Source organism: Paucibacter sp. Y2R2-4 (assembly GCF_025717535.1).
Taxonomy (GTDB): Bacteria; Pseudomonadota; Gammaproteobacteria; order Burkholderiales; family Burkholderiaceae_C; genus Paucibacter_A.
Genome location: NZ_JAJIRO010000004.1, coordinates 546,482 through 565,473, shown reverse-complemented (window position 1 = coordinate 565,473; position 18,992 = coordinate 546,482). Strand labels below are relative to the sequence as shown.

Below are 18,992 nucleotides of genomic sequence, written 5' to 3'. Positions count from 1 at the left end.
TCAGGGCAGGCTCAGATGCTCGCCCAGATGGGCATACACCGTGGCCAGGCGACGCAGATGACGTGACTCGGGGTGGGTCAGCAGCCACAGCTCGGTCTCCGCTTCATCCAGCGGCTCGGTCAGCCGGACTACATCGCGGCGCCCTTCAGCGAGGAAGAGCGGCAGGATGCCGACGCCCAGGCCCAGTGCCACCAACTCCAACACCGAGAGGATGCTGCCCACCCGGTAGCGCGGGCTGGCCTTGGGAAAGTAGCGCTTGCGCCAGAGTACCGAGGGGTGCTCGGGCAAGGCGTCGTCGGGGGCGACCCAATCGACCTGACCCGCTTCTACATCGGCATAGTCGCGCACGCCGCCCCGCTTGGCCGCATACAGCGCCACGCGGATCGGCCCGATCTGGCGCCCGACCAGATGTTGCGGGGGCCGCTTGGTGGCGCGCACGGCGATGTCGGCGTCGCGGCGCGTCAGGCTGATCAACTCATTGCCGGTGTGCAGCTCGAAGTTCAGCAAGGGGTGACTGTCTTTCAGGGTCTGCAAGGCGGGCGCGACCAGCGCATGCAAGACGGTGTCGGTGCTGGAGATGCGCACCGTGCCGGAGATCTGCGCCGGTGCCGCCTCCACCGAGGCCCGCGCGGCTTCTAGCGTGGCTTCCATCTGCTCGGCATGCTCGGCCAGCTGCGTGGCCAGTTCGCTGGCGAGATAGCCGCTGCGGCTGCGCTCAAACAGGCTGCGCCCCAGACCGCGCTCAATGCGCTGCAAGGCGCGGAACACGGTGGACGCATCGGCGCCTAGGCGTTCGCCGGCCTTGGCCAAGGTGCCGCCGCGCACCAGGGCGAGCAAGATGTCCAGATCGGCGGGCGTCATCGTGTATTGCGTTTTTGCAATCATGCTTTGCTGAATTGGCTATTCCGGTTTCTATTTTGCAATCCTACATTGGGCGCATTCTCACTCGACGATGGAAGCTCCGATGTTGACAACCGCCTCGCCCAATGCAAACCTGAACCCCTTGGGCATCACCCTCTTGCGACTCAGCCTGGGCAGCATGTGGATCGCGCATGCCCTGCTCAAGCTTTGGGTCTTCACGCTGCCAGGTACGGCGCAGTACTTCGTCAGCATCGGCTTTCCCGGCATCTTGGCCTATCCGGTGTTCGCCGCGGAGTTGCTCGGTGGCCTGGCCCTGGTGCTGGGGATTTATGCGCGGCAAGTGGCGCTGGCCTTGGTGCCGGTGATGGCCGTGGCTGCCTGGGTGCATCTGCCGAATGGCTGGGTGCACACCAGCGCCGGTGGCGGCTGGGAGTACCCGGTGTTTCTGATCGCGGCATCGATTGCCCTGGCCTTGCAGGGCGATGGCGTCTTGGCCCTCAAGCGTGCGCCGCTGCCTTGGGCGGGAGCCGAACAATGAGCGCGCCGCTGCTCTTGGTATCGCACCCCTTGTGCCCCTATGTGCAGCGCGTCGCCATCGTGCTGGCCGAGAAGGGCCTGCCCTTTGATCGCCGCGATATTGACTTGGCCGCCAAGCCGGCCTGGTTCCTGCGCCTCTCGCCTTTGGGCAAAACGCCGGTGCTGCAGGTGGGCGAAGACACGGCGATCTTTGAGTCCGCTGTCATCTGCGAATATCTTGAGGACACCGCCTTGCCTCGGCTGCATCCGGCCAATGCCTTGCTGCGGGCACGGCATCGCGCGTGGATGGAGTTCGGCTCCGCGCTCTTGAATGCGATTGCCGGCTTCTACAGCGCAGGCGATGAAGAGAAACTGCGCCTGAGCGCCGCAGACATCCGTCGTCGGTTTGAACAGCTGGAGGCCGCCCTGGACTGCGGCCCCTTTTTCTCCGGCGCGGACTTCAGCATCGTCGATGCGGTCTTCGGCCCGGTGTTCCGTTACTTTGATTTGTTTGATGAACTCGAGGGCGCGCCGGACTTTGCCTTCTGGTCCGGCTTGCCCAAGCTGCAGCGTTGGCGTGCGCATTTGGCCCAGCGGCCTTCGGTGCTGGCCGCTGTGGGGCCGGACTATTCATCCCGTTTGCGTAACTTTCTGTTGGCGCGTGGCTCGGCTTTGTCCAAGCGGGTGCGCGTTGCGGTGTGAGGCCTCAGTCCATCGTCCCAAGGCGGCCTGCGCCCGGCGGTAGCGCAAGGGTGCTCTCCCATGCCGGGCCGACATGGGCGGGGACGAGCTCGCACACGGTGTTAGGCGATGGCCGGGTAAGTGCCAAGGCCGTCCGGCCAAGGTGTTAGCACTTCAAAGCCATCGGCGGTCACGACCACCATATGCTCCCACTGCGCGGACAGTGAGCGGTCTTGTGTGACCACCGTCCAGCCATCGGGTTTCTCTTTGATCTGCGCCTTGCCGGCGTTGATCATGGGCTCGATGGTGAAGATCATGCCCTCTTGTAAGACCATGCCTTCTCCCGGCCGCCCGAAGTGGTTGACATGCGGCTGGTCGTGATAAATCGTGCCGATGCCGTGGCCGCCGTATTCGCGCACCACGCTGTAGCCATCGCGGTAGGCCACGCTCTGGATGGCGTGGCCGATATCGCCCAGCGTCGCGCCGGGGCGTACCTTGCGGATGCCGGCGCACATGGCTTCATAAGTGGTGTTGACCAGGCGGCGTGCGGCGATCTTGGGTTCGCCGGCAAAGTACATGCGGCTGCAATCACCGAACCAACCGTCCTTGATGATGGCCACATCGATATTGACGATGTCGCCGTTCTTCAAGATCTTGCTGGGTGAGGGGATGCCGTGGCAGACCACATCGTTGACCGAGCTGCAGACGGTTTTGGGATAGCCGTGATAGCCGATATTGGCCGGTGTGACCTTCAGCTCATCGACGATGTAGTCGTGGCAGAGCTTGTCGAGTTGTTCGGTGCTGACGCCGGGTTTGACATGCGGCACGAGCATGGCCAGCACCTGGGCGGCCAGGTGACCGGCTTCACGGGCCTTGGCGATTTCTTCCGGGCTGCGGATTTTGACGACGTCGCTTTTCATCATTGCAAACTCTTTTGGCGCGGGCTGGCCGCTTTGTTCTTGGGGGAGGTCTTGGTGCTGGGCGCACTTTTTGCCGTACCGGCAAAAGCCGAGAGATCCAAGCCGCCGGCCTGTTCGGCGCGAATCAGCAGTTGGCAGATTTCGCGGTGATCGAGGTCGGGGTGCAACTCGGCCAGCATGCCGATGCGCATCCAATGTTCAGCCTGTGCATTGATAGAGCGAGACAAAGCTGCGCTGGCCACGCGCAGGCTTTCGTGCATCGGATCGGAGATTTTGACGATTCCCATGCTTCTGATGATAAGCGATTCGTATATGTTTCGTATGGCGGCTGTTGCAGGGCCTGAGTCCAGCTTCAGACGGCCGACATTACGTGCCTTGCAAGCCTGCCGCTTTGTGCTGCCGGCGGCGCTTGTAGGCCCCGTAGCCGACATGGCCCAGCCAATACAGCAGCAAGCTCAGGATCAGCAGCGCCGGTACGTTCAGCAAGCCGGACTTTTGCACTGCCTTTGGAAAGACCTGCGGTTGACCCAGGAAGAGCGAATTGGCGGCGATGAACAAAGCGACGGTCATGCGCCAGAGATGGCGGGCCAGCCGGGTCGCGCCAGTGACGCCACGAGACAAGATCAAACGCAAGTCACCGACTGCCGCCAAGCTGCCGATGATCATGAACATCACAAAGGCGGCGCCCGGCTGGCGGTCCAGCATGCCGCGCGGGTTTTGCATGGCGAGCCAGAAGAAGTAGGCGCTGGCGGCAACCACGCCCAAGGAGATCGGCAGCGAGCCATAGTCGAAGCGACCGAGCTGCCCGGGCTTGTGCTTGACCGCCATCCAGGAGCTCAAGACCAGATAGAAGGTCAGGATGCCGGCAATCACCGAGGCGCGCTCGGGCGTCGGCAAAAAGGGCGCCACGCAGGCCCCGATGCCGGACATGATCAGCATCGAGATGACAAAGACTTTGCCGATCAGGCGGTGCAGCGGCGTGCCTTTGCGGAACACAAAGGCGGCCGCGCCGGACAAGATGCCGACGCTGCCGGCGCCGATATGCAGATAGAGCAGTGCTGCAGCGGCGGCGTGGACCAGAGGCGAACTCTCGGGGGCAATGTAGAGGATGGCCATTTTCTTGATAACTTCTTAATTCGGTGGATCGCTGGGCGTGTTCTTGTCGTTCTGCCTACTTGGTCTGCCGCGCGAAGAAGGCCCAGATCATGGCCGGGCCGTTCGGCTCCATCGGGGAGGGGCCCAAGAGCCGCGGGCGCTTCGAGTAAGGCTGCGGCAGGCCGTGTCCACCGCCATGAATGCTCACCAACTCCACCTCGGGCTTGCCAGCCTGGCTCCAGCGGTTCTGCTCGACGCGCACACCCTCGGCGACGGTTTTCTCACTCGTCAGGGGCGCACCGCTGAGCCGGGCCCAATCGGCAAAGTACTGCGCCGATGCCCGCGATGAAATGATGGGGCCGCCCTTGTAGAACAGGCCCAGCAGATTGATCTCGCCGCCGGCATAGGGCACCAGCGGGTCCTCGGTGCCGTTCATGATCATCACCGAGGTGGCTTTTTGCGCCGCTGGTTGGCATTGGAAGTTCTCCGGCGCCGGCACATTGGCGACCACAGCGGCCACCGCCTTGTAGCGGCTGGGTTGCTCCAGGGCCAAGCGCATCGCCATGGAGCCGCCGTTGGAAACGCCGGCCGCAAACACGCGTGTGGGGTCAAGCGCCAGCTCGGCGACCGTTTTGTCGACCAGGGCGGCCAAGAAGCCCACATCGTCGCCGCGCACGCCGTTCAGCTCCTTGTCACCGATGCGGCTGCAGTCGTTCCAGTCTGAGGCGTAGGCCTTGGGATAGACGAGGGCGAAGCCATGCTGATCGGCCAAGCGCTCAAACGAGTAGCCGGTGCCGACGCGGATTTGGCCCGGGCTTTCGCCCGAGCCATGCATCACCAAGACCAGCGGCGCACCCTTGGGCAGATCCTTGGGCACATAGGTTCGGTAGCTGCGCTTCACGCCGGCCACTTCGATCGTGCCCTTGGTCAATTGACCGGACAGCTGCGGCAACTCGGGCTCGGGCGTGTAGAGAAAGTAGGCGAACAGGCCGGCCAGCAGGGCCAGCAGGGCGAGTAGGCCCAAGAAGCCTCGCAGCAGGAAACGCAAAACTCTCTTCATGACAAGGATCTCATTGGAACAAGGGGGTCGACTGTGCCCTGGCGGCCCGGCCTGGCCAAGCGAGGCCGGATCGATGACGTGCTTGCGAGGACGAACGACGCCCCGCCGCGACCAGCGGCGCCAGCAACTGTTGAACTGCTGTTGATCGGCCATCGCGCCATTCATCCCGCCGCATCGTGCCTGAAAACCCGCGACGCGTGGCTCGTCTGAGCGGCTGTTTGGGCGGGCATTCGGCTCAACACAATGGCCCTGTCCTTAGAAATTTGCAGCGCCCGCTGTACTCGTTTTCCCCCCTCTTTCCCGAGAACCCGATCATGAAGAAGACCGAATTCACCTCCCTCCCCGGCCATCGCCGCATCGCCAGCGCGATCGCCACGCTCGCTTTGTTCAGTACCTTGGGCACGGCCCAGGCCGCCGTCTTCAAAGATGCGCAGCTGGAGTCGCTGCAAGATGCCGGCAAGTTGGTCGAACTGGAACAAGTGGCGCAGGCCCGTCTGAAGAGCAACAGCGCCGATGCCGAATCCAGCGCGGCTTTGTCCCTGGCTCTGAGCTTCAGCGACGCCGGCGATGGCAAGCGTCTGGACGCCGGCGCCAAGCAGGCCAAGCTGTGCGTCGAGCAGCATCCGAACATGGCGGTGTGCCACCTGGCTTCGGCGCAGAACCTCGGTTTGCAGATGATCAATATGGGCATGGCCAAGGCCATGCGCAATGTGGGGACCTTGAAAGAGTCCTGGATCCGCGCGCTGGACTTGGATCCCAGCAGCTTCACGGCCCGCGTGCAGCTGGCCAAGCTCTACCTGACCGTGCCCGGCATGATGGGCGGCAGCGTGTCCAAGGCCAAGGAGCTGGAGGCCGCCGTGCGCAGCAGCCAGCCCGAAACGGCGCGCATCATCCGCGTCCACATTGCCGCCGAAGACAAGAAATGGGCCGTGATGGAGAGCGAGTTGCTGGGCATCAAGCCGAGCAAGGATGGCGCCATGCTGGAGGAGGTGCGCGAAGCCACCATGCAACTGGCGCGTGTCTATTTGAAGGACAACTTGGCCAAGGCCAAGAGTCTGTATGAAGGCCTGCACCGCGATCAGCCGAGTAAGGCCAGTGGCAGCTATGGCCTGAGCCGGGTCTACGCCGCGCAGGGCCAAACCGACGAGGCGATTCGCTACCTGGAGCGGGCCAGGACCTTGGGCGGCGCTGACGAACTGCCCGTCGATCACCGCCTCGGTGATGCCTATCTGGCCAAGGGCGACAAGGTTCAGGCCAAGGCGGCCTATGAGCGCTTTATTGCCAACAAGCGGGCCAACCCGGCCAATGTTGAAGAGGCTCGCAAGAGCTTGGCCAAGCTCGGCTGAAGGAGTATTCAACATGACCGACCAAGACCTTCCCCTTTGGCGCCTGAACCTGTTGCGCGCCTTCTATTTGCTGATCACGGTGGGCCTGGCCATCAGCTGGGGGCCCAGCCTCTTGCAGCACAGTGAGCTGTGGGCACAACGCCGGGGTGAGTTGGGCGCGATGTTGATCGGCCTGGCCATTCTCTGTGTCTGGGGCCTGCGCTACCCCTTGCAGCTGTTGCCCTTGCTGATTTTCGAGCTGCTCTGGAAGAGCATTTGGCTGCTGCTCATTGCTTACCCGCTGTGGCTGGCCGGGGCGATGACGCCGAATGTGCAGGAGTCGGCCTTTGCCTGCTTGATGGGCCTGGTGCTGACCCCACTGGTGCTGCCCTGGCGCTATATCGCGCACCACTATTTTCGCAAGCCGGCGCAGCGCTGGCGTTGATCGCTGGCACTGATCGCAGGCACTGATGGCCGCGCGCCATTTCCGCTCAAGCCTTCCAGCCATTCACTCGAGTATTCTGCTGTGATGTCACCCACCACTCCTATCGAAGCAGCGCCGCTGCCGCTTTCGCCGGCCTTCCATTGGCGGGCGCTGTTCGGCTGGCGCCGCGTGCGCACCGTCGCCATCACCTGCCTCTTGCTGACCCTGCTGTTCAGCATCAACTGGAGCGCTCAAAGCTATCACCTTTTGGCGATACGGGTGTTCGGCGTTGGCTTGATGGTGTTGCTGGCCTTCGGCGTGTTTGAGCAGTGGCCGCGGCGGCTGCCGAAATGGCTGGCACGCTGGGTGCTTCAGGTGGTCGCCGTCGGCGCGGTAGTGCCCGTCACAGTTTTCTTTTTTTACCAATGGGGCACGCCTGCCGGGGCTCCGGTGTTTTGGGCCGACGAGAAGCGGCTGAACGGTTTCATGACGCTGGCCTTCTCCGGCATGTTGCTGGCGCCCTGGGTGGCCCTGACCGCCCTGCTGCGCCAACGCGAGGCCAAAGTGGAAAAACAAGCCATTGACTTTGAGCTGGAGCGCAGCGAGTTAGCCCGTCAGGCGCTCGACGCCCGTATGCGCCTGCTCACTGCTCAAGCGCAACCTCACTTTTTGTTCAACACCCTGGCCAATGTGCAGGCCCTGGTGGAGGCCGGTTCGCCGCGCGCCCCGCAACTGCTGCAAAGCCTAACTGACTATTTACGCGCCGCCGTGCCGCGCCTGGACGGCTCGGCCAATACCTTGGGCCAGGAGCTGGAGCTGGTACGGGCCTATCTGGAGCTGATGCAGATGCGCATGCCGGACCGGCTGGCCTTTGCGCTGCACATCGGCACCGGTGTGCATCTGCTGCGCTGCCCGCCAATGACCTTGTTGACCCTGGTGGAGAACGCCGTCCAGCATGGCATTGACCCCAGCGAAGAAGGCGGCCGCATCGATGTGCATGCCGAGCTGCTGGAGGGGGGCCGTTGCCGCCTGCGCGTGCTCGACACCGGCGTGGGCTTGCAAGCCACCGGCGGCGGACTGGGCACCGGCCTGGCAGCGCTACGCGAGCGCCTGCTCTGGGCCTATGGCGGCAGCGCCAGCCTAGAGCTGCGCGAGGTGGCGCCACACGGGGTGCAAGTGACGATTGAATTCAGCGAGCCCAAGCCATGAACTTGACTGCCCTGATTGCAGACGACGAACCACTGCTGCGAGAGATCCTCGAGGCACGCCTGGCCGCAGTTTGGCCCGAGCTGCAAATCGTTGCGCAGGCCCGCAACGGCCGCCAGGCGATCGAGATGTTCGAGCAGCACCAACCGACGATCTGCTTTTTGGACGTGCACATGCCGGGTTTGAGCGGTGTGGAAGTGGCTCGCCATATCGGCAAACGCGCACACCTGGTCTTCGTCACCGCTTTTGACCAATATGCCTTGGAGGCTTTTGAGCATGGCGTGCTGGACTACTTGGTCAAGCCGGTCACCGCAGCCCGCCTGAGCGAAACGGTAGAGCGCCTGAAGGCCCGCCTGCAACAGGCCCAGCCTGCGGTGCATTCGGAGGCCTTGCTGACGCAACTGGCCGAGCGGCTCAAGCTCGACAAACCTGAGACCCTGCGCTGGGTGCGCGCCAGCGTCGGCCCCTCGCTGCGCATGATTCCGGTCGATGACATCGACTACCTGAAGAGCGACACCAAATACACCTTGGTCGCCTACCGCGACGAGGGGCAAGTGGCCGAGGCCTTGATCCGCATGCCGCTGAAGGACTTGCTCGCCCAACTTGACCCGCAGCAATTCGCCCAAGTGCACCGCTCGGTGGTGGTCAATCTGCGCTCGATCCGCCGCGTCACCCGTGGCGAGAACGAGACCGCCGACATTGAGCTCAAGGGCCGCAGCGAACGCCTGCCAGTGAGCCGCAGCTACTTGTCGCTGTTCAAGGAAATGTAGGCGCGCGAGCTCGGCCGGCCGAACGCCGGCGCTGCTGCCATTTCTGTTTCAAGCTTCATTTACGGGCGACTTTGTGCCCGGAGCGGTCCTTCGTTTGGGCGGAGATCAGGACACTTGGGGGCTCTGCGCCGCTCCTGTCCCCCGCCCTGGGCTTGCGCCCGGGTCTCCTCCTTTACCTCGCGTTGCAGAACCCCCAAGTGTCCTGATCAAGCGCTGCCGAGCTCCCTCGACGCGGGCGCACATCGGTGGAACTGCCGAGTGGCGTTGGGGGTGTGATTCCGCGAGGTAAAGGAGGAGCCGGCGCCTGAAAGGCGACGGCGGGGGACAGGAGCGGAATTGCGCCCCCGGCGGCGCTCGGCACCATGCAAATCTACAAAGCTCGGTTCCGAGCACTGAGCTGACCTCCGTTCTCAGCGGATATCTGGCCCGGCCCGGTTCTTTCCTGTTCAGGTGCGATGCGCCGCAAACGCCCAAGTGCCGCGCTGGCATCAGGTGGGGGGCAGTGGGGGCTCTAAACTGCCGGCTCGGGCCGCAAGGCCGCCGTGTTTGTATTGAAAAAAAGTCCAACAGTCCTGATGCAGAAGACCGCCCCTATCGCCGAAATTTCGAATCCCCTCTCTGAGACCGCCAAGGCTGCCGAAGCCTATCGCTCGGTGCTCAAGTCCTTGCTCCTGGGTGGCTTGGCGGCCGTGTTGGCTTGGTTGTTCTTGGAAGTCAGCGGAGAAGTCATCGGAGGTGGCACGCGCAGTCTCGATTTGGCGCTGCTGCATGCCGCTCAGCGCCTGCGTGCCGAGCATGCGAGCTTGGGTAGCGTGATGCGTGATTTGAGCGGTGTCGGCAGCACGCTGGTGCTGAGCTTGCTGACCAGCATGGCCGTGCTCTACCTGCTGCTGCTCGGGCGCGGTTTGCAGGCCTATTTGCTGGCGGCTTCGGTGGCCAGCGGATCCTTGGCGGTGTTCGTCATGAAGACGGCTTTTGGCCGTTCGCGGCCCGACCCGGCCTTTGCCGATATGGTGGCCTTGGGCCTGAGCTTTCCGAGCGGCCACGCCAGCATTTCGGCGCTGGTGTTTTTGAGCCTGGGCGCCTTATTGGCCAGCGGCCGAGAGCGGCTGGTGGAGCGCGCCTTCATCCTCTTCGCGGCCGCCTTGATGGCGGTGCTGATCGGCCTGAGCCGCATCGCCCTCGGGGTGCACTGGGCCTCCGATGTGGTCGGCGGCTGGGCCTTTGGCGCGGCCTGGGCAGTCTTGTTCCTCTTGCTTGCCCGCAAACTGGCCCGGCGCGGCTGAAGCCCAGAGCGCTGCTTCAGCGCGCCAGCAAGGCGGCGCTTTCGCAGACCTGGGCGTACTCGCCTTGCAAATTGGCCAAGGCCACGCGGTGCAGGTCTTCGGCGCTGCGTGGGCGGCCATCGAGGTCGGGCCGATCAAAGCAGTAGCAGGCATCGGCCACCACCTGGCAGTTGAAGCCCAGGCAGCCGGCGCTGCGCACCGTGGCCTCGACCGACATATTCGTGCTAACGCCGCAAAACACCAGCTCGCGGATGCTGCGTTGGTGCAGCCAATGCTCCAAGCCGCTGTTGGCAAAGGCGTCGGTGACATGCTTGTCCAGCACATGCTCATGGGCCAGCGGCGCGAGTCGGTCTTGAAACTCGGCCCCCGGCTGGCCTGGCCAAAACGGTGAGCCTACCGAGCGCGACAAATGCCGCACATGCACCACCGTGCGCCCCTCAGCGCGCCAGGTGTCCAAGAGCTCGGCAACGCGGTTTTGCGCCTCGGGGTTGTTGCGTGGGCCGGCCGTGGCCATGCCTCTTTGCATGTCGATGATGATGAGGGCGGGGGACGAAGAAGTACTCATGTCCGGGGTTTGATGTAGCCGCTGCTGAGGGCTTGGACCCATTCGGGGCGATTGGCTTGGCGGGCCAGTTCGACCATTTGCTGAAGGGCGTAGGGCACGCTCAGGAGTTGGGCGATCCAGCCCTGCGGCGTGCGCTCAACAATGGCGTAACGGGCGTCGGGCGAGCCCGATGCCACCACATGCGGATACGGGAAATCGTCTTCATAGGCCGGTTGACCGACGCTGCCCGGGTTGACGATCAAGCCACCGCTGGCGGAGCGCACGCTGCGCGCCACATGGCTGTGGCCGCACAGCAGCAACTCGCTGCGGTGTCCTTTCAGGCGTTGCTCGACTTCGTCCGTGGTTGCATTGCGCTCAGCGCTTTGCAGCAGCACCTGCACATCGCTATCGGGCGTGCCGTGACACAGCCAGACTTGCTCGTTGAAGGCTCGGCTGTGCTGCAGGCTGGACATCCAGGCTAACTCCTCCGGCCCCAGTTGCTCGCGGGCATAACGGTCTGAGGCGCCGACATTCGGGCTCAGCTGCAGCACTTGGCGCTCATGGTTGCCGGCCAGCTGCTGCCAGTCGTCTTGCGCCATCAGGTACTGGGCCGTCTAGCGCGGCAGCAAGGGGCCGGACAGGCTGTCGCCCAGGTTGACGACAGCATCGACGCCGCGCCGCCTGAAGTCGGCCACCACCGCCTCAAGGGCGGCCAGATTGCCGTGGATGTCTGAAAGGACCGCGATACGCATCGGCCGATTGTGGTGGCTCCGCCTTGCGGTCCGATGCGGGCCGTGCGAACCCTGGACTTCTTCGGGGCGATCAGCTGATCTTGAAACTACTCACCACCTGGCTCAGATGCGCGGCCTGGTCTTTCAGGCTTTCAGCCGCAGCGGCGGATTGTTCGACCAAGGCGGCGTTTTGCTGCGTCATCTGGTCCAGCTGCGAGACCGCCAGATTGATCTCGTCGATGCCGCGGCTTTGCTCGGCGGCCGCGGCGCTGATGTCGGCAATGATGGAGGTGACACTGGCGACGCTACCGACGATTTCGTCCATGGTCGTGCCGGCCTGTTCGACTTGGCGGGCGCCGTCTTCCACACGATCCACGCTGCTGCCAATCAGTCCTTTGATTTCCTTGGCCGCCTCGGCGCTGCGCTGCGCCAAGGAGCGAACTTCCGAGGCCACCACGGCGAAGCCTCGTCCTTGTTCGCCGGCGCGTGCCGCTTCAACGGCCGCGTTCAGCGCCAGGATATTGGTCTGAAAGGCGATGCCATCGATGGTGCCGATGATGTCGGCAATTCGCTTGGAACTGCTGCTGATCTCGCTCATGGTGGAGACCACCCGACCCACCGCGACGCCGCCGCGATTGGCGATGTCTGCCGAGGCGCTGGCGTGGCCGCTGGCAGCATTGGCGCTCTCGGTGCTGCGATGCACGGTCTCGGTCAGGCTCTCCATGGCCGAGGCGGTTTCTTCCAGATTGCTGGCGGTTTGCTCGGTGCGGGCGCTGAGGTCTTGGCTGCCCACGGCGATTTCGCGCGAGGCCAGCGCGATCGATTCGGCCGTGTGGCGCACATCGCGCATCACGTCTTCGATTTGGCCGACAAACTGGTTGAAAGAGCGGGAGATTTCGGTCAGCTCATCCTCGCCCTCGGTGCCCAGGCGCTGGGTCAAGTCACCGGAGCCGGAGCCAATTTGGTCCATGGCATTGCGCACTCGCACCAGTCGGGCCAGCAGAGCATTGACCAAGAAAGTGGCCAGACCGGCGGCTGCGGCCACCACCAGAATCAGGCCGATGCTGGCATTGCGCAGCAGCTGCGACAGAGCTTTGAGGGCCTCGCTTTGTTCGGCGGCGGTGACCAGGGTCCAGTCGGTGTCGGCCACCGGCGAGAACTTCACAAAAAAGCTCTGCTCACCGATGCGCAAGAGCGGCAGGCTTTCACTGGCGCTCTTGCCGTTCATCAGCGCATCGATGCCGGGCGCAAACTCTTGCGCCGGTTTCAGGGCCAGTTCCGCCTTGGGGTGGGCCACGATCTTGCCGCTCTTGTCGACCAAGAAGGCAAAGCCGCTGGGGGTGGGCTTGACCTTGCTGAGATCGGCCACCACCTCGTCCAGCGGCACATCCGAGCCGGCCACGCCTTTCAGTTCACCGCCTTCGCGAATGGCGGCGGCAAAGGTCACTACCAGCTTCTTGGTGGAGGCCGCGATATAGGGCGAAGTCAAAACCGGCTTGTCGGCGCCCGCGGCCAGCTTGTACCAAGGCCGCGCCGTGGGGTCATAGTCAGCCGCGCGCTTTCGGTCGGGCACCGACACCATGCGTTTGTCGGCCCCGCCCAGATAGGCCAGGTCGAGCAGGCCGGAGGTCAGGGCTTGTTGCAGCGCCGGCGCCGGGTCGGCCTGCTGCAAGGCGGGCGCCAGCGCGGCGACGATGTTCTTCTGCGAGCGCACCCAGATCGAGATCATGTCCGCATGGGTACGACCTTGCTCCGACAGTTCCTCGTCGACCTGCATCAGCACGGTGGATCGCACCGTTTGGTAGCTGATCAAGGTGGCCAAGGCGATGGCAAGGAACACGAGTCCGATGCAGGCTGCAATCAAGCGCGACTTGATGGTTTTCAGCATGAGCAACTCCGGCAGAGAGTGTCGAGTGCAGCGATGATAGGGCTCGCTATTGCTCAGCTGGCCTGTATTTTTCTCCTCTTGTTGGGGGCCGCTTGCACTTGTACTTGCACTAGCAGCTGCGGGCCGGTGCCGCGTTTGGCGCGTTTTGCACAGGCCCGCATGGCGTGAAGCTGATTAAGGCCTTACTTCCACTCAGTGCCTTGCAAGAGCGGGTCATTGCTCTGGCCGAAGAGCTCGGAGACCTTCTTGCCTATGCTGCCCGGCGAAGCCAGGGCCGCGCTGCCGCAAGCGCCATTGGCGGTCTTCAGAATGCTCCAGAGCATGGCGCCGTCGCGCGGATTGCGGTTCGGGTGCTGGCTCTTCAAGACCGCATTGGTGTAGCGCTCCACCGAGTAGGGCAGATTCAGCGTGGCGCCGTATTGCGTCTTCAGGTTGCGGGAGCCAGTGCATTGGGCATCGGCGTCATTCACCACCAAATTGCCGCCGGCCCAACCTTCCGGGGAAGACTCCAGGCCAATCGACACAATGGTTTTGGCAGAGAACAGGCTGCGATAGTCGTTCCAGGCGGTCACGCCGTCGTAGTTTTCGAAGCGAGCGTCGTAGGACATCACGTTAACCATGTCCAGGCCTTGCGCCACGGCCGGATACAGCGCTGCCAACTGGCGCTCACGGCCGGCATTGCCGCCCCAGTAAGACAGGCGCCCCGAGCAGCCGGCTTGGGCGCTGGTCAGCGCGGTGCAGTCGGCGCCGGTTGACCAGCCGGCGGCGCTGAGGATGCGGCCGTTGCCGGCCAGATCCACCGCCCGGCGCATGGCCTTGGTGGCGTTGGCATATTGGTCCACATTGGCATCGAGTTCATAGTCGACGTCCAAACCATCGATATTCAAATCGCGCATGATTTGGGCCAGCGCGTTGATGATGGGGCCTTGGCCGGCCTGACCCTCGGCGGCCAAAGCCGTCCAATTGCCATAGGTGGCGCCGCCCACTGCCAATATCACCTTGATATTGCGCTTATGCAATACATCAATCGCTGCCTTGATATCTGAAGGACGGCCGTTGAAATTAATGCCGGTGCCCGACCAGGTATTGCTGCTGAGCCCCGCCCAGCTGAAACTTGGGTCAGCAAATGAAAGCATCACATGGGTGTAATTGGCGGGAATCCGCGCCAGTTTGCTGAGTTTGTAAACCTCGGCAGCCGATTTGCCGCTGGCGTCAAACCAGTTATCGCTCCAGGAGGGGTAATAACCGACATAAACCCGGCCGGCGGAATTGGCGCTGAGCGCTTCGGGCGGCAGTGCGCCGCCGGGCACGGGGGCGGGTGCGGGCGCTGGGGATGGTGCGGGGGAAGGTGCCGGAGAAGGCGCTGGGGATGGGCTGGGTGCAGGGGATGGCGAGGGCGAAGGCGAGGGCGAAGGCGAGGGCGAAGGTGCCGTGCCCGAGCAAGCTCCCAGCAGCGTCCAAGGTTTGCCACTGCCGGCTGGGCCGCTGGCGCTTTGCGGATTGTCTCCACGAGTCCACCAATTGGCGCTGTAGCGTTGTCCGTTCAGGCTGGCTTTTTGGCCGCCCAGATAGACCTGGTTGGCGTCCCAGGGCAATTCGCAGTTGCCAGCTGCGGCCGGCGGTGTGGGCGTGGGGCTTGGGGCTGGAGTGGGGGCGGGCGAGGGTGCCGGTGAAGGCGCCGGGTTGCCGCCCGTTGCTGCAACTGGTGTCCAAAGACTGGTATTGCTGGGGTTCCAACCAGTGCTGACATAGTCCACCTGATTCACCAAGGCCCGATATTCCTTGTTTTGATAGGAAACCACCGTGCCCGCGGCATAAAAGGTGTCAGGTTTCCAGGCCGGACTCGCTGCAAAAGCCGAATGGGCCAGCAGGGCCAGGGTCAGAGCGGAGAGTTTGTTCATGATTGGCAATTGAGTTGAGTTTGAATACCGGTGCAGATTTGTCTTTTCTTTTCTGCTGGCCTGATGCCCCTGTCGCGCGGTTTGTTTCTACTGCTGCGCCGCACTCGAGCGTGAATGTGCCGTACCCGGTCTTCGTTCATCAAACGGTATTACCAATTCCAGTCCAATTATTACAACTGGAGATGCCTGTTTATATTTGCTTACCTATTCAGATAAATCCCCAGCTTGTCGGCCAAAAAGTTTGCAGGCCAGTCAGCAACCACTCGGGGCCGAGGCCAGCTGGGTGCGGGCTCCGCGCGCATGAGTAGTGCTCCGGAGCCCCGAAGCGTCCAGGCTCAATACACTGCTGCAGCACAACTTGGATGAAAAAACTTATGAGCTTTTTGACTCAATGGCGCGAGGTCAGCGCTTCGCAAGGCCGCGCCGTCGCCCCCGATGAACGCCTGCCCTGGCCGCAAACCCTGGCCATGGGCTTGCAGCATGTGATCGCCATGTTTGGCGCCACCGTCTTGGCGCCGCTGCTGATGGGCTTCGACCCCAATGTGGCGATTTTGATGAGCGGCATCGGTACGCTGATCTTCTTCTGCATGGTCGGCGGTCGGGTGCCCAGCTATCTGGGCTCGAGCTTTGCCTTTATCGGCGTGGTGATCGCCGCCAGCGGCTATGGCGGCAGTGGCTTGAACGCCAATATCGGTGTGGCCCTGGGCGGCATCATTGTTTGCGGCGCGCTGTACTTCCTGGTGGGCGCCTTGGTCAGCGCGATCGGCACCGCTTGGATTGAGCGTTTGATGCCGCCGGTGGTGACCGGCGCGGTGGTGGCGGTGATTGGCCTGAACCTGGCCGCCATCCCGATCAAGAATATGGCGCCGACCGGCTTTGACGCCTGGATGCAAGGCGCCACCTTCCTCAGCGTGGCCCTGGTGGCGGTGTACTCGCGTGGCATGGCGCAGCGCTTGTTGATTCTGATTGGCTTGCTGCTGGCCAGCGTGATTTACGCGCTGCTGACCAATGGCTTGGGGCTGGGCAAGCCGATTGATTTCTCGGCCGTGGCCGCTGCGGCCTGGTTTGGCTGGCCGCGTTTTGCAGCGCCGGTCTTCGATGCGAATGCCATTTTGCTGATCGCCCCGGTGGTCTTGATCCTGGTGGCGGAGAACCTCGGCCACATCAAGGCCGTCAGCGCCATGACCGGGCAAAACCTCGATGTCTATATGGGCCGCGCCTTCATGGGCGATGGCCTGGCCACCATGGTCAGCGGCGCTGCCGGCGGCACCGGCGTCACCACTTATGCCGAGAACATCGGCGTGATGGCCGCCACGCGCATTTACTCCACCGCCATCTTTGTGGTGGCCGCGCTCTTGGCCGTGCTGCTGGGCTTCAGCCCCAAGTTTGGTGCGCTGATCCAGGCCATTCCGCTGGCGGTGATGGGCGGCGTCAGCATCGTGGTGTTCGGCTTGATTGCGGTGGCTGGCGCCAAGATCTGGGTGGACAACCGGGTGGACTTCACCGACAGCCGCAATCTGATGGTGGTGGCCATCAGCTTGATTCTGGGCACCGGCGATTACACGCTCAAATTCGGCGGTATGTCGCTGGGTGGCATTGGCACCGCGACCTTCGGCGCCATCGTGCTTTACGCCTTGCTGTCCTTCGGTGGCAAGAAAAGCGCCTCGGGGCACTGAGCGGGCGCGCTCAGGACGCAACGATTGCGTCCCTGAGCCTTGGCCTGGTAGAGCGCCTGATCGGCTCGTTTGCACCATTGCTCGACGGACTCGCCGGCCTGTGCCAGGGCCAGGCCGGCCGAGAAGCTGTAGCCGCGCTCGGGGTGCTTGCACAAGGGACGTGAGGCGCTGACCTGGTCTTGCAATCGCTGCAGAATGGCCTGCACTTGGTCGGCGTCCACCTCTCGCATCAGCAGCATGAACTCTTCGCCGCCCATGCGTCCGCAGCCGTCGCCACGGCGGCTGCATTGCTGCAGCAAGTGGGCGAAATTGCGGATCACCTGATCGCCGGCATCGTGCCCCAGACTGTCGTTGATGGACTTGAAGTGGTCCAGGTCCAACACGGCCAGGGCCAAGGGTGTGCCTTGCTGCGCGAACTCTGCCAACTGCTCGTCCAGCTGTTGCATGAAGTGGCGGCGGTTGCTGATGCCGGTCAAAGGGTCGGTCAGGGCGGCGCGCAAGGCCTTGTCGCGTTCCTGCCGAAGGGCGCGGTCATCGGTCTTCAGTGCGGTGATGTCACTGGCGCAGCACAGCATCCAGCCGTTCGCATGGGTGGTCTCGCTCATCCAGATCCAGCGGCCGTCGCGCAGATCGGCTTCAAAGGCACGGAAGGGCTGCTTGCCCCGGCGTGAAGCCGCAGCGGCCAGCCAGGCTTCTTGATCGCTCGAAGACACCACATTGCCGCGCTGCTTGGCCAAGTTGGCGCGCATCATGTCGATCCAGCGCGTTTGGCCATCGGGTCGGGTGTCAAAAGCCTGGCAAAAAGCCTCGTTGGCGAAGCACAGCACATCGTGCGGATCGAACAGCGCGAATGGTTGCGGGCTGTCGGCATGCAGCGTCATCAACTGCAGCGCCAAGGCTTCGGGGGTCTGGAGTGCCATGCGTGACCTAGCTTCAAGAAGGGCGGCTGGACAAAGCGGCGAAAGGTGAATTTCTCGCAAAGCCATCCTAGCCCGAGCGGCGCCTCAAAAGGCAAGTGGCCGGTAGACGCGTGTGGCTCAGGCGTGGCTTTCAGCCGAAGTACTGCTCTTCCTGAATCGCCAGTTTGCGCAGAAAGCGGGCCATATGTAGGTCGCTGCGCTCGAGCGGCACTTCGTCCCAGGCGAACCAGCGCACCGCGTGGAACTCTTCGCGGTCGAAGTGCAGCACTTGGTCGCGGTTGGCATGCACCACGTACCAAAGCGACACATCGGTGTGCCCGGCCGTTAGGCCCACGGTGTCGCTGCGCGTGATCATCAGCGGCGCGCCAATCGGGTGCGGCGACGCAAAGCCCAGCTCTTCGATCAACTCGCGAGCCACCGTCTCACGCGGGTGCTCGCCCGGCTCCACATGGCCGCCCGAGGGCAGCCAGAGCTGCGCATTCTTGTGGTCCACCAAGAGCAGCTGGCCCGGCGCCACCACCGCAAAGTAGGACACCAGATGCATGGGTGGCGTGGCCGGCTTGGCCAGGCGCGCCAACTCGGCGCCCGAGTCCACCCAGGCCAGGGCCTCGCGCTGCTGCTGGGCTTCGAGGGCGTCCAGCGCTTCAATGGACTCGATCTCGGCGCGAATGGCTTCTCTGAACTTTTTCGTCATGACTCACAACCCCATTTTCAAAGGCAGGGGCGCGCCGCTCTTGACGCAGCGGATGGCGAAATTGCTGGTGATGTCTTGCACCATGGGCAGGGCCTGCAGGCGGCGCACGATGTGCTCGTAGCTGCTCAGCTCGTTCACCACCACCTCCAGCAGATAGTCGTGCGCACCCGACACCACATGGCAGGCCACCACCTCGGCCATGGCCTCCATGGCGGCCTCGAATTGCTGCACCGCATCCTCGCGGTGGTGCATCAGCCGCACATTGACGAAGACCGTGGTCGCCAGCTGCACTGCCTTGCGGTCCAGCACCGCGCGGTAGCCGGCGATGAAGCCTTCGTCTTCCAGGCGCTTGAGGCGGCGGGCGCAGGGGCTTTGCGACAAGGCCACGCGCTCGGCAAGTTCGGCAATGCTCAGGCGGCCGTCGCGCTGCAGCAGTTCCAGCAGTTGGAGGTCGATGCGGTCCATGATTGGGTTTGGGTGATTTCCATCAATTT

At 63.5% G+C, this 18,992-nt stretch carries 21 protein-coding genes; 8 read left to right on the top strand and 13 right to left on the bottom strand.

The window, feature by feature from the left end; all coding sequences use genetic code 11:
- Entirely contained in the window at positions 1 to 885 is an 885-nt protein-coding gene (locus LNV06_RS17615; protein ID WP_263539603.1) for a LysR family transcriptional regulator, read from the bottom strand.
- Positions 886 to 964: 79 nt separating this feature from the next.
- On the opposite strand from LNV06_RS17615, the gene LNV06_RS17610 reads away from it, so the two are divergent.
- Complete coding sequence (locus tag LNV06_RS17610; RefSeq protein ID WP_263539602.1) at positions 965 to 1,399, top strand: DoxX family protein; 435 nt, start codon at positions 965 to 967, stop codon at positions 1,397 to 1,399.
- Positions 1,396 to 2,079 carry a glutathione S-transferase family protein gene (locus tag LNV06_RS17605; RefSeq protein ID WP_263539601.1) on the top strand — a complete coding sequence of 228 codons (684 nt, stop codon included), beginning with the start codon at positions 1,396 to 1,398 and terminating at the stop codon, positions 2,077 to 2,079. The genes LNV06_RS17610 and LNV06_RS17605 overlap by 4 nt, the downstream gene beginning before the upstream one ends.
- A gap of 101 nt (positions 2,080 to 2,180) precedes the next feature.
- Here the strand turns inward: LNV06_RS17605 and map are convergent, their stop codons facing one another.
- The 4 genes from map to LNV06_RS17585 all read right to left on the bottom strand — a co-directional run bounded on the left by map (position 2,181) and on the right by LNV06_RS17585 (position 5,133).
- Positions 2,181 to 2,978, bottom strand: coding sequence for a type I methionyl aminopeptidase (gene map, locus LNV06_RS17600; protein ID WP_263539762.1), 798 nt, complete (start codon positions 2,976 to 2,978; stop codon positions 2,181 to 2,183).
- The gene (locus LNV06_RS17595; RefSeq protein WP_263539600.1) at positions 2,978 to 3,265 is read right to left on the bottom strand and encodes a ParD-like family protein; all 288 of its coding nucleotides are present in this window, start codon (positions 3,263 to 3,265) and stop codon (positions 2,978 to 2,980) included. Before LNV06_RS17595 ends, map begins: the two co-directional genes overlap by 1 nt.
- 79 nt (positions 3,266 to 3,344) lie before the next feature.
- Positions 3,345 to 4,094 (bottom strand): DUF2306 domain-containing protein, encoded by a 750-nt coding sequence (locus LNV06_RS17590; RefSeq protein ID WP_263539599.1) that lies wholly within the window; start codon positions 4,092 to 4,094, stop codon positions 3,345 to 3,347.
- Positions 4,095 to 4,149: 55 nt separating this feature from the next.
- A complete protein-coding gene (locus LNV06_RS17585; RefSeq protein ID WP_263539598.1) occupies positions 4,150 to 5,133 on the bottom strand; it encodes an extracellular catalytic domain type 1 short-chain-length polyhydroxyalkanoate depolymerase in 984 nt (327 codons plus the stop codon).
- Between the two features lie 314 nt (positions 5,134 to 5,447).
- Between LNV06_RS17585 and LNV06_RS17580 the strand changes: the two genes are divergently transcribed.
- The 5 genes from LNV06_RS17580 to LNV06_RS17560 all read left to right on the top strand — a co-directional run bounded on the left by LNV06_RS17580 (position 5,448) and on the right by LNV06_RS17560 (position 10,144).
- Positions 5,448 to 6,479, top strand: coding sequence for a tetratricopeptide repeat protein (locus LNV06_RS17580; RefSeq protein ID WP_263539597.1), 1,032 nt, complete (start codon positions 5,448 to 5,450; stop codon positions 6,477 to 6,479).
- 13 nt (positions 6,480 to 6,492) lie between these two features.
- Positions 6,493 to 6,903, top strand: coding sequence for a hypothetical protein (locus LNV06_RS17575; RefSeq protein ID WP_263539596.1), 411 nt, complete (start codon positions 6,493 to 6,495; stop codon positions 6,901 to 6,903).
- An 84-nt stretch (positions 6,904 to 6,987) separates the two neighbouring features.
- On the top strand, positions 6,988 to 8,091 hold the full coding sequence (locus tag LNV06_RS17570) for a sensor histidine kinase (RefSeq protein WP_263539595.1): 1,104 nt from the start codon (positions 6,988 to 6,990) through the stop codon (positions 8,089 to 8,091).
- A complete protein-coding gene (locus LNV06_RS17565) occupies positions 8,088 to 8,858 on the top strand; it encodes a LytR/AlgR family response regulator transcription factor (RefSeq protein WP_263539594.1) in 771 nt (256 codons plus the stop codon). Before LNV06_RS17570 ends, LNV06_RS17565 begins: the two co-directional genes overlap by 4 nt.
- A 575-nt stretch (positions 8,859 to 9,433) precedes the next feature.
- Positions 9,434 to 10,144, top strand: a complete 711-nt coding sequence (locus LNV06_RS17560) for a phosphatase PAP2 family protein (RefSeq protein WP_263539593.1) — start codon at positions 9,434 to 9,436, stop codon at positions 10,142 to 10,144.
- Between the two features lie 16 nt (positions 10,145 to 10,160).
- Here LNV06_RS17560 and LNV06_RS17555 read toward each other — a convergent pair whose 3' ends face one another.
- The 5 genes from LNV06_RS17555 to LNV06_RS17535 all read right to left on the bottom strand — a co-directional run bounded on the left by LNV06_RS17555 (position 10,161) and on the right by LNV06_RS17535 (position 15,208).
- A complete protein-coding gene (locus tag LNV06_RS17555) occupies positions 10,161 to 10,709 on the bottom strand; it encodes a cysteine hydrolase family protein (RefSeq protein WP_263539592.1) in 549 nt (182 codons plus the stop codon).
- A complete protein-coding gene (locus LNV06_RS17550; RefSeq protein WP_411970130.1) occupies positions 10,706 to 11,287 on the bottom strand; it encodes a metallophosphoesterase family protein in 582 nt (193 codons plus the stop codon). Before LNV06_RS17550 ends, LNV06_RS17555 begins: the two co-directional genes overlap by 4 nt.
- A 15-nt stretch (positions 11,288 to 11,302) precedes the next feature.
- Positions 11,303 to 11,440 carry a metallophosphoesterase family protein gene (locus tag LNV06_RS22685; RefSeq protein ID WP_411970129.1) on the bottom strand — a complete coding sequence of 46 codons (138 nt, stop codon included), beginning with the start codon at positions 11,438 to 11,440 and terminating at the stop codon, positions 11,303 to 11,305.
- A gap of 70 nt (positions 11,441 to 11,510) precedes the next feature.
- Positions 11,511 to 13,307 (bottom strand): methyl-accepting chemotaxis protein, encoded by a 1,797-nt coding sequence (locus LNV06_RS22615; RefSeq protein ID WP_318013518.1) that lies wholly within the window; start codon positions 13,305 to 13,307, stop codon positions 11,511 to 11,513.
- Positions 13,308 to 13,489: 182 nt separating this feature from the next.
- The gene (locus LNV06_RS17535) at positions 13,490 to 15,208 is read right to left on the bottom strand and encodes a glycosyl hydrolase family 18 protein (protein WP_263539591.1); all 1,719 of its coding nucleotides are present in this window, start codon (positions 15,206 to 15,208) and stop codon (positions 13,490 to 13,492) included.
- A 374-nt stretch (positions 15,209 to 15,582) separates the two neighbouring features.
- Between LNV06_RS17535 and LNV06_RS17530 the strand changes: the two genes are divergently transcribed.
- Positions 15,583 to 16,884 carry a solute carrier family 23 protein gene (locus LNV06_RS17530; RefSeq protein ID WP_263539590.1) on the top strand — a complete coding sequence of 434 codons (1,302 nt, stop codon included), beginning with the start codon at positions 15,583 to 15,585 and terminating at the stop codon, positions 16,882 to 16,884.
- Here LNV06_RS17530 and LNV06_RS17525 read toward each other — a convergent pair.
- The 3 genes from LNV06_RS17525 to LNV06_RS17515 all read right to left on the bottom strand — a co-directional run bounded on the left by LNV06_RS17525 (position 16,836) and on the right by LNV06_RS17515 (position 18,963).
- Positions 16,836 to 17,804: a GGDEF domain-containing protein gene (locus tag LNV06_RS17525; RefSeq protein ID WP_263539589.1), complete on the bottom strand. Its 969-nt coding sequence runs from the start codon at positions 17,802 to 17,804 to the stop codon at positions 16,836 to 16,838. The two genes, LNV06_RS17530 and LNV06_RS17525, sit on opposite strands and share 49 nt — an antisense overlap.
- A 130-nt stretch (positions 17,805 to 17,934) precedes the next feature.
- Positions 17,935 to 18,498, bottom strand: coding sequence for an NUDIX domain-containing protein (locus LNV06_RS17520; RefSeq protein WP_263539588.1), 564 nt, complete (start codon positions 18,496 to 18,498; stop codon positions 17,935 to 17,937).
- 3 nt (positions 18,499 to 18,501) lie between these two features.
- On the bottom strand, positions 18,502 to 18,963 hold the full coding sequence (locus LNV06_RS17515; RefSeq protein ID WP_263539587.1) for an Lrp/AsnC family transcriptional regulator: 462 nt from the start codon (positions 18,961 to 18,963) through the stop codon (positions 18,502 to 18,504).
- Positions 18,964 to 18,992 lie beyond the last annotated feature (29 nt).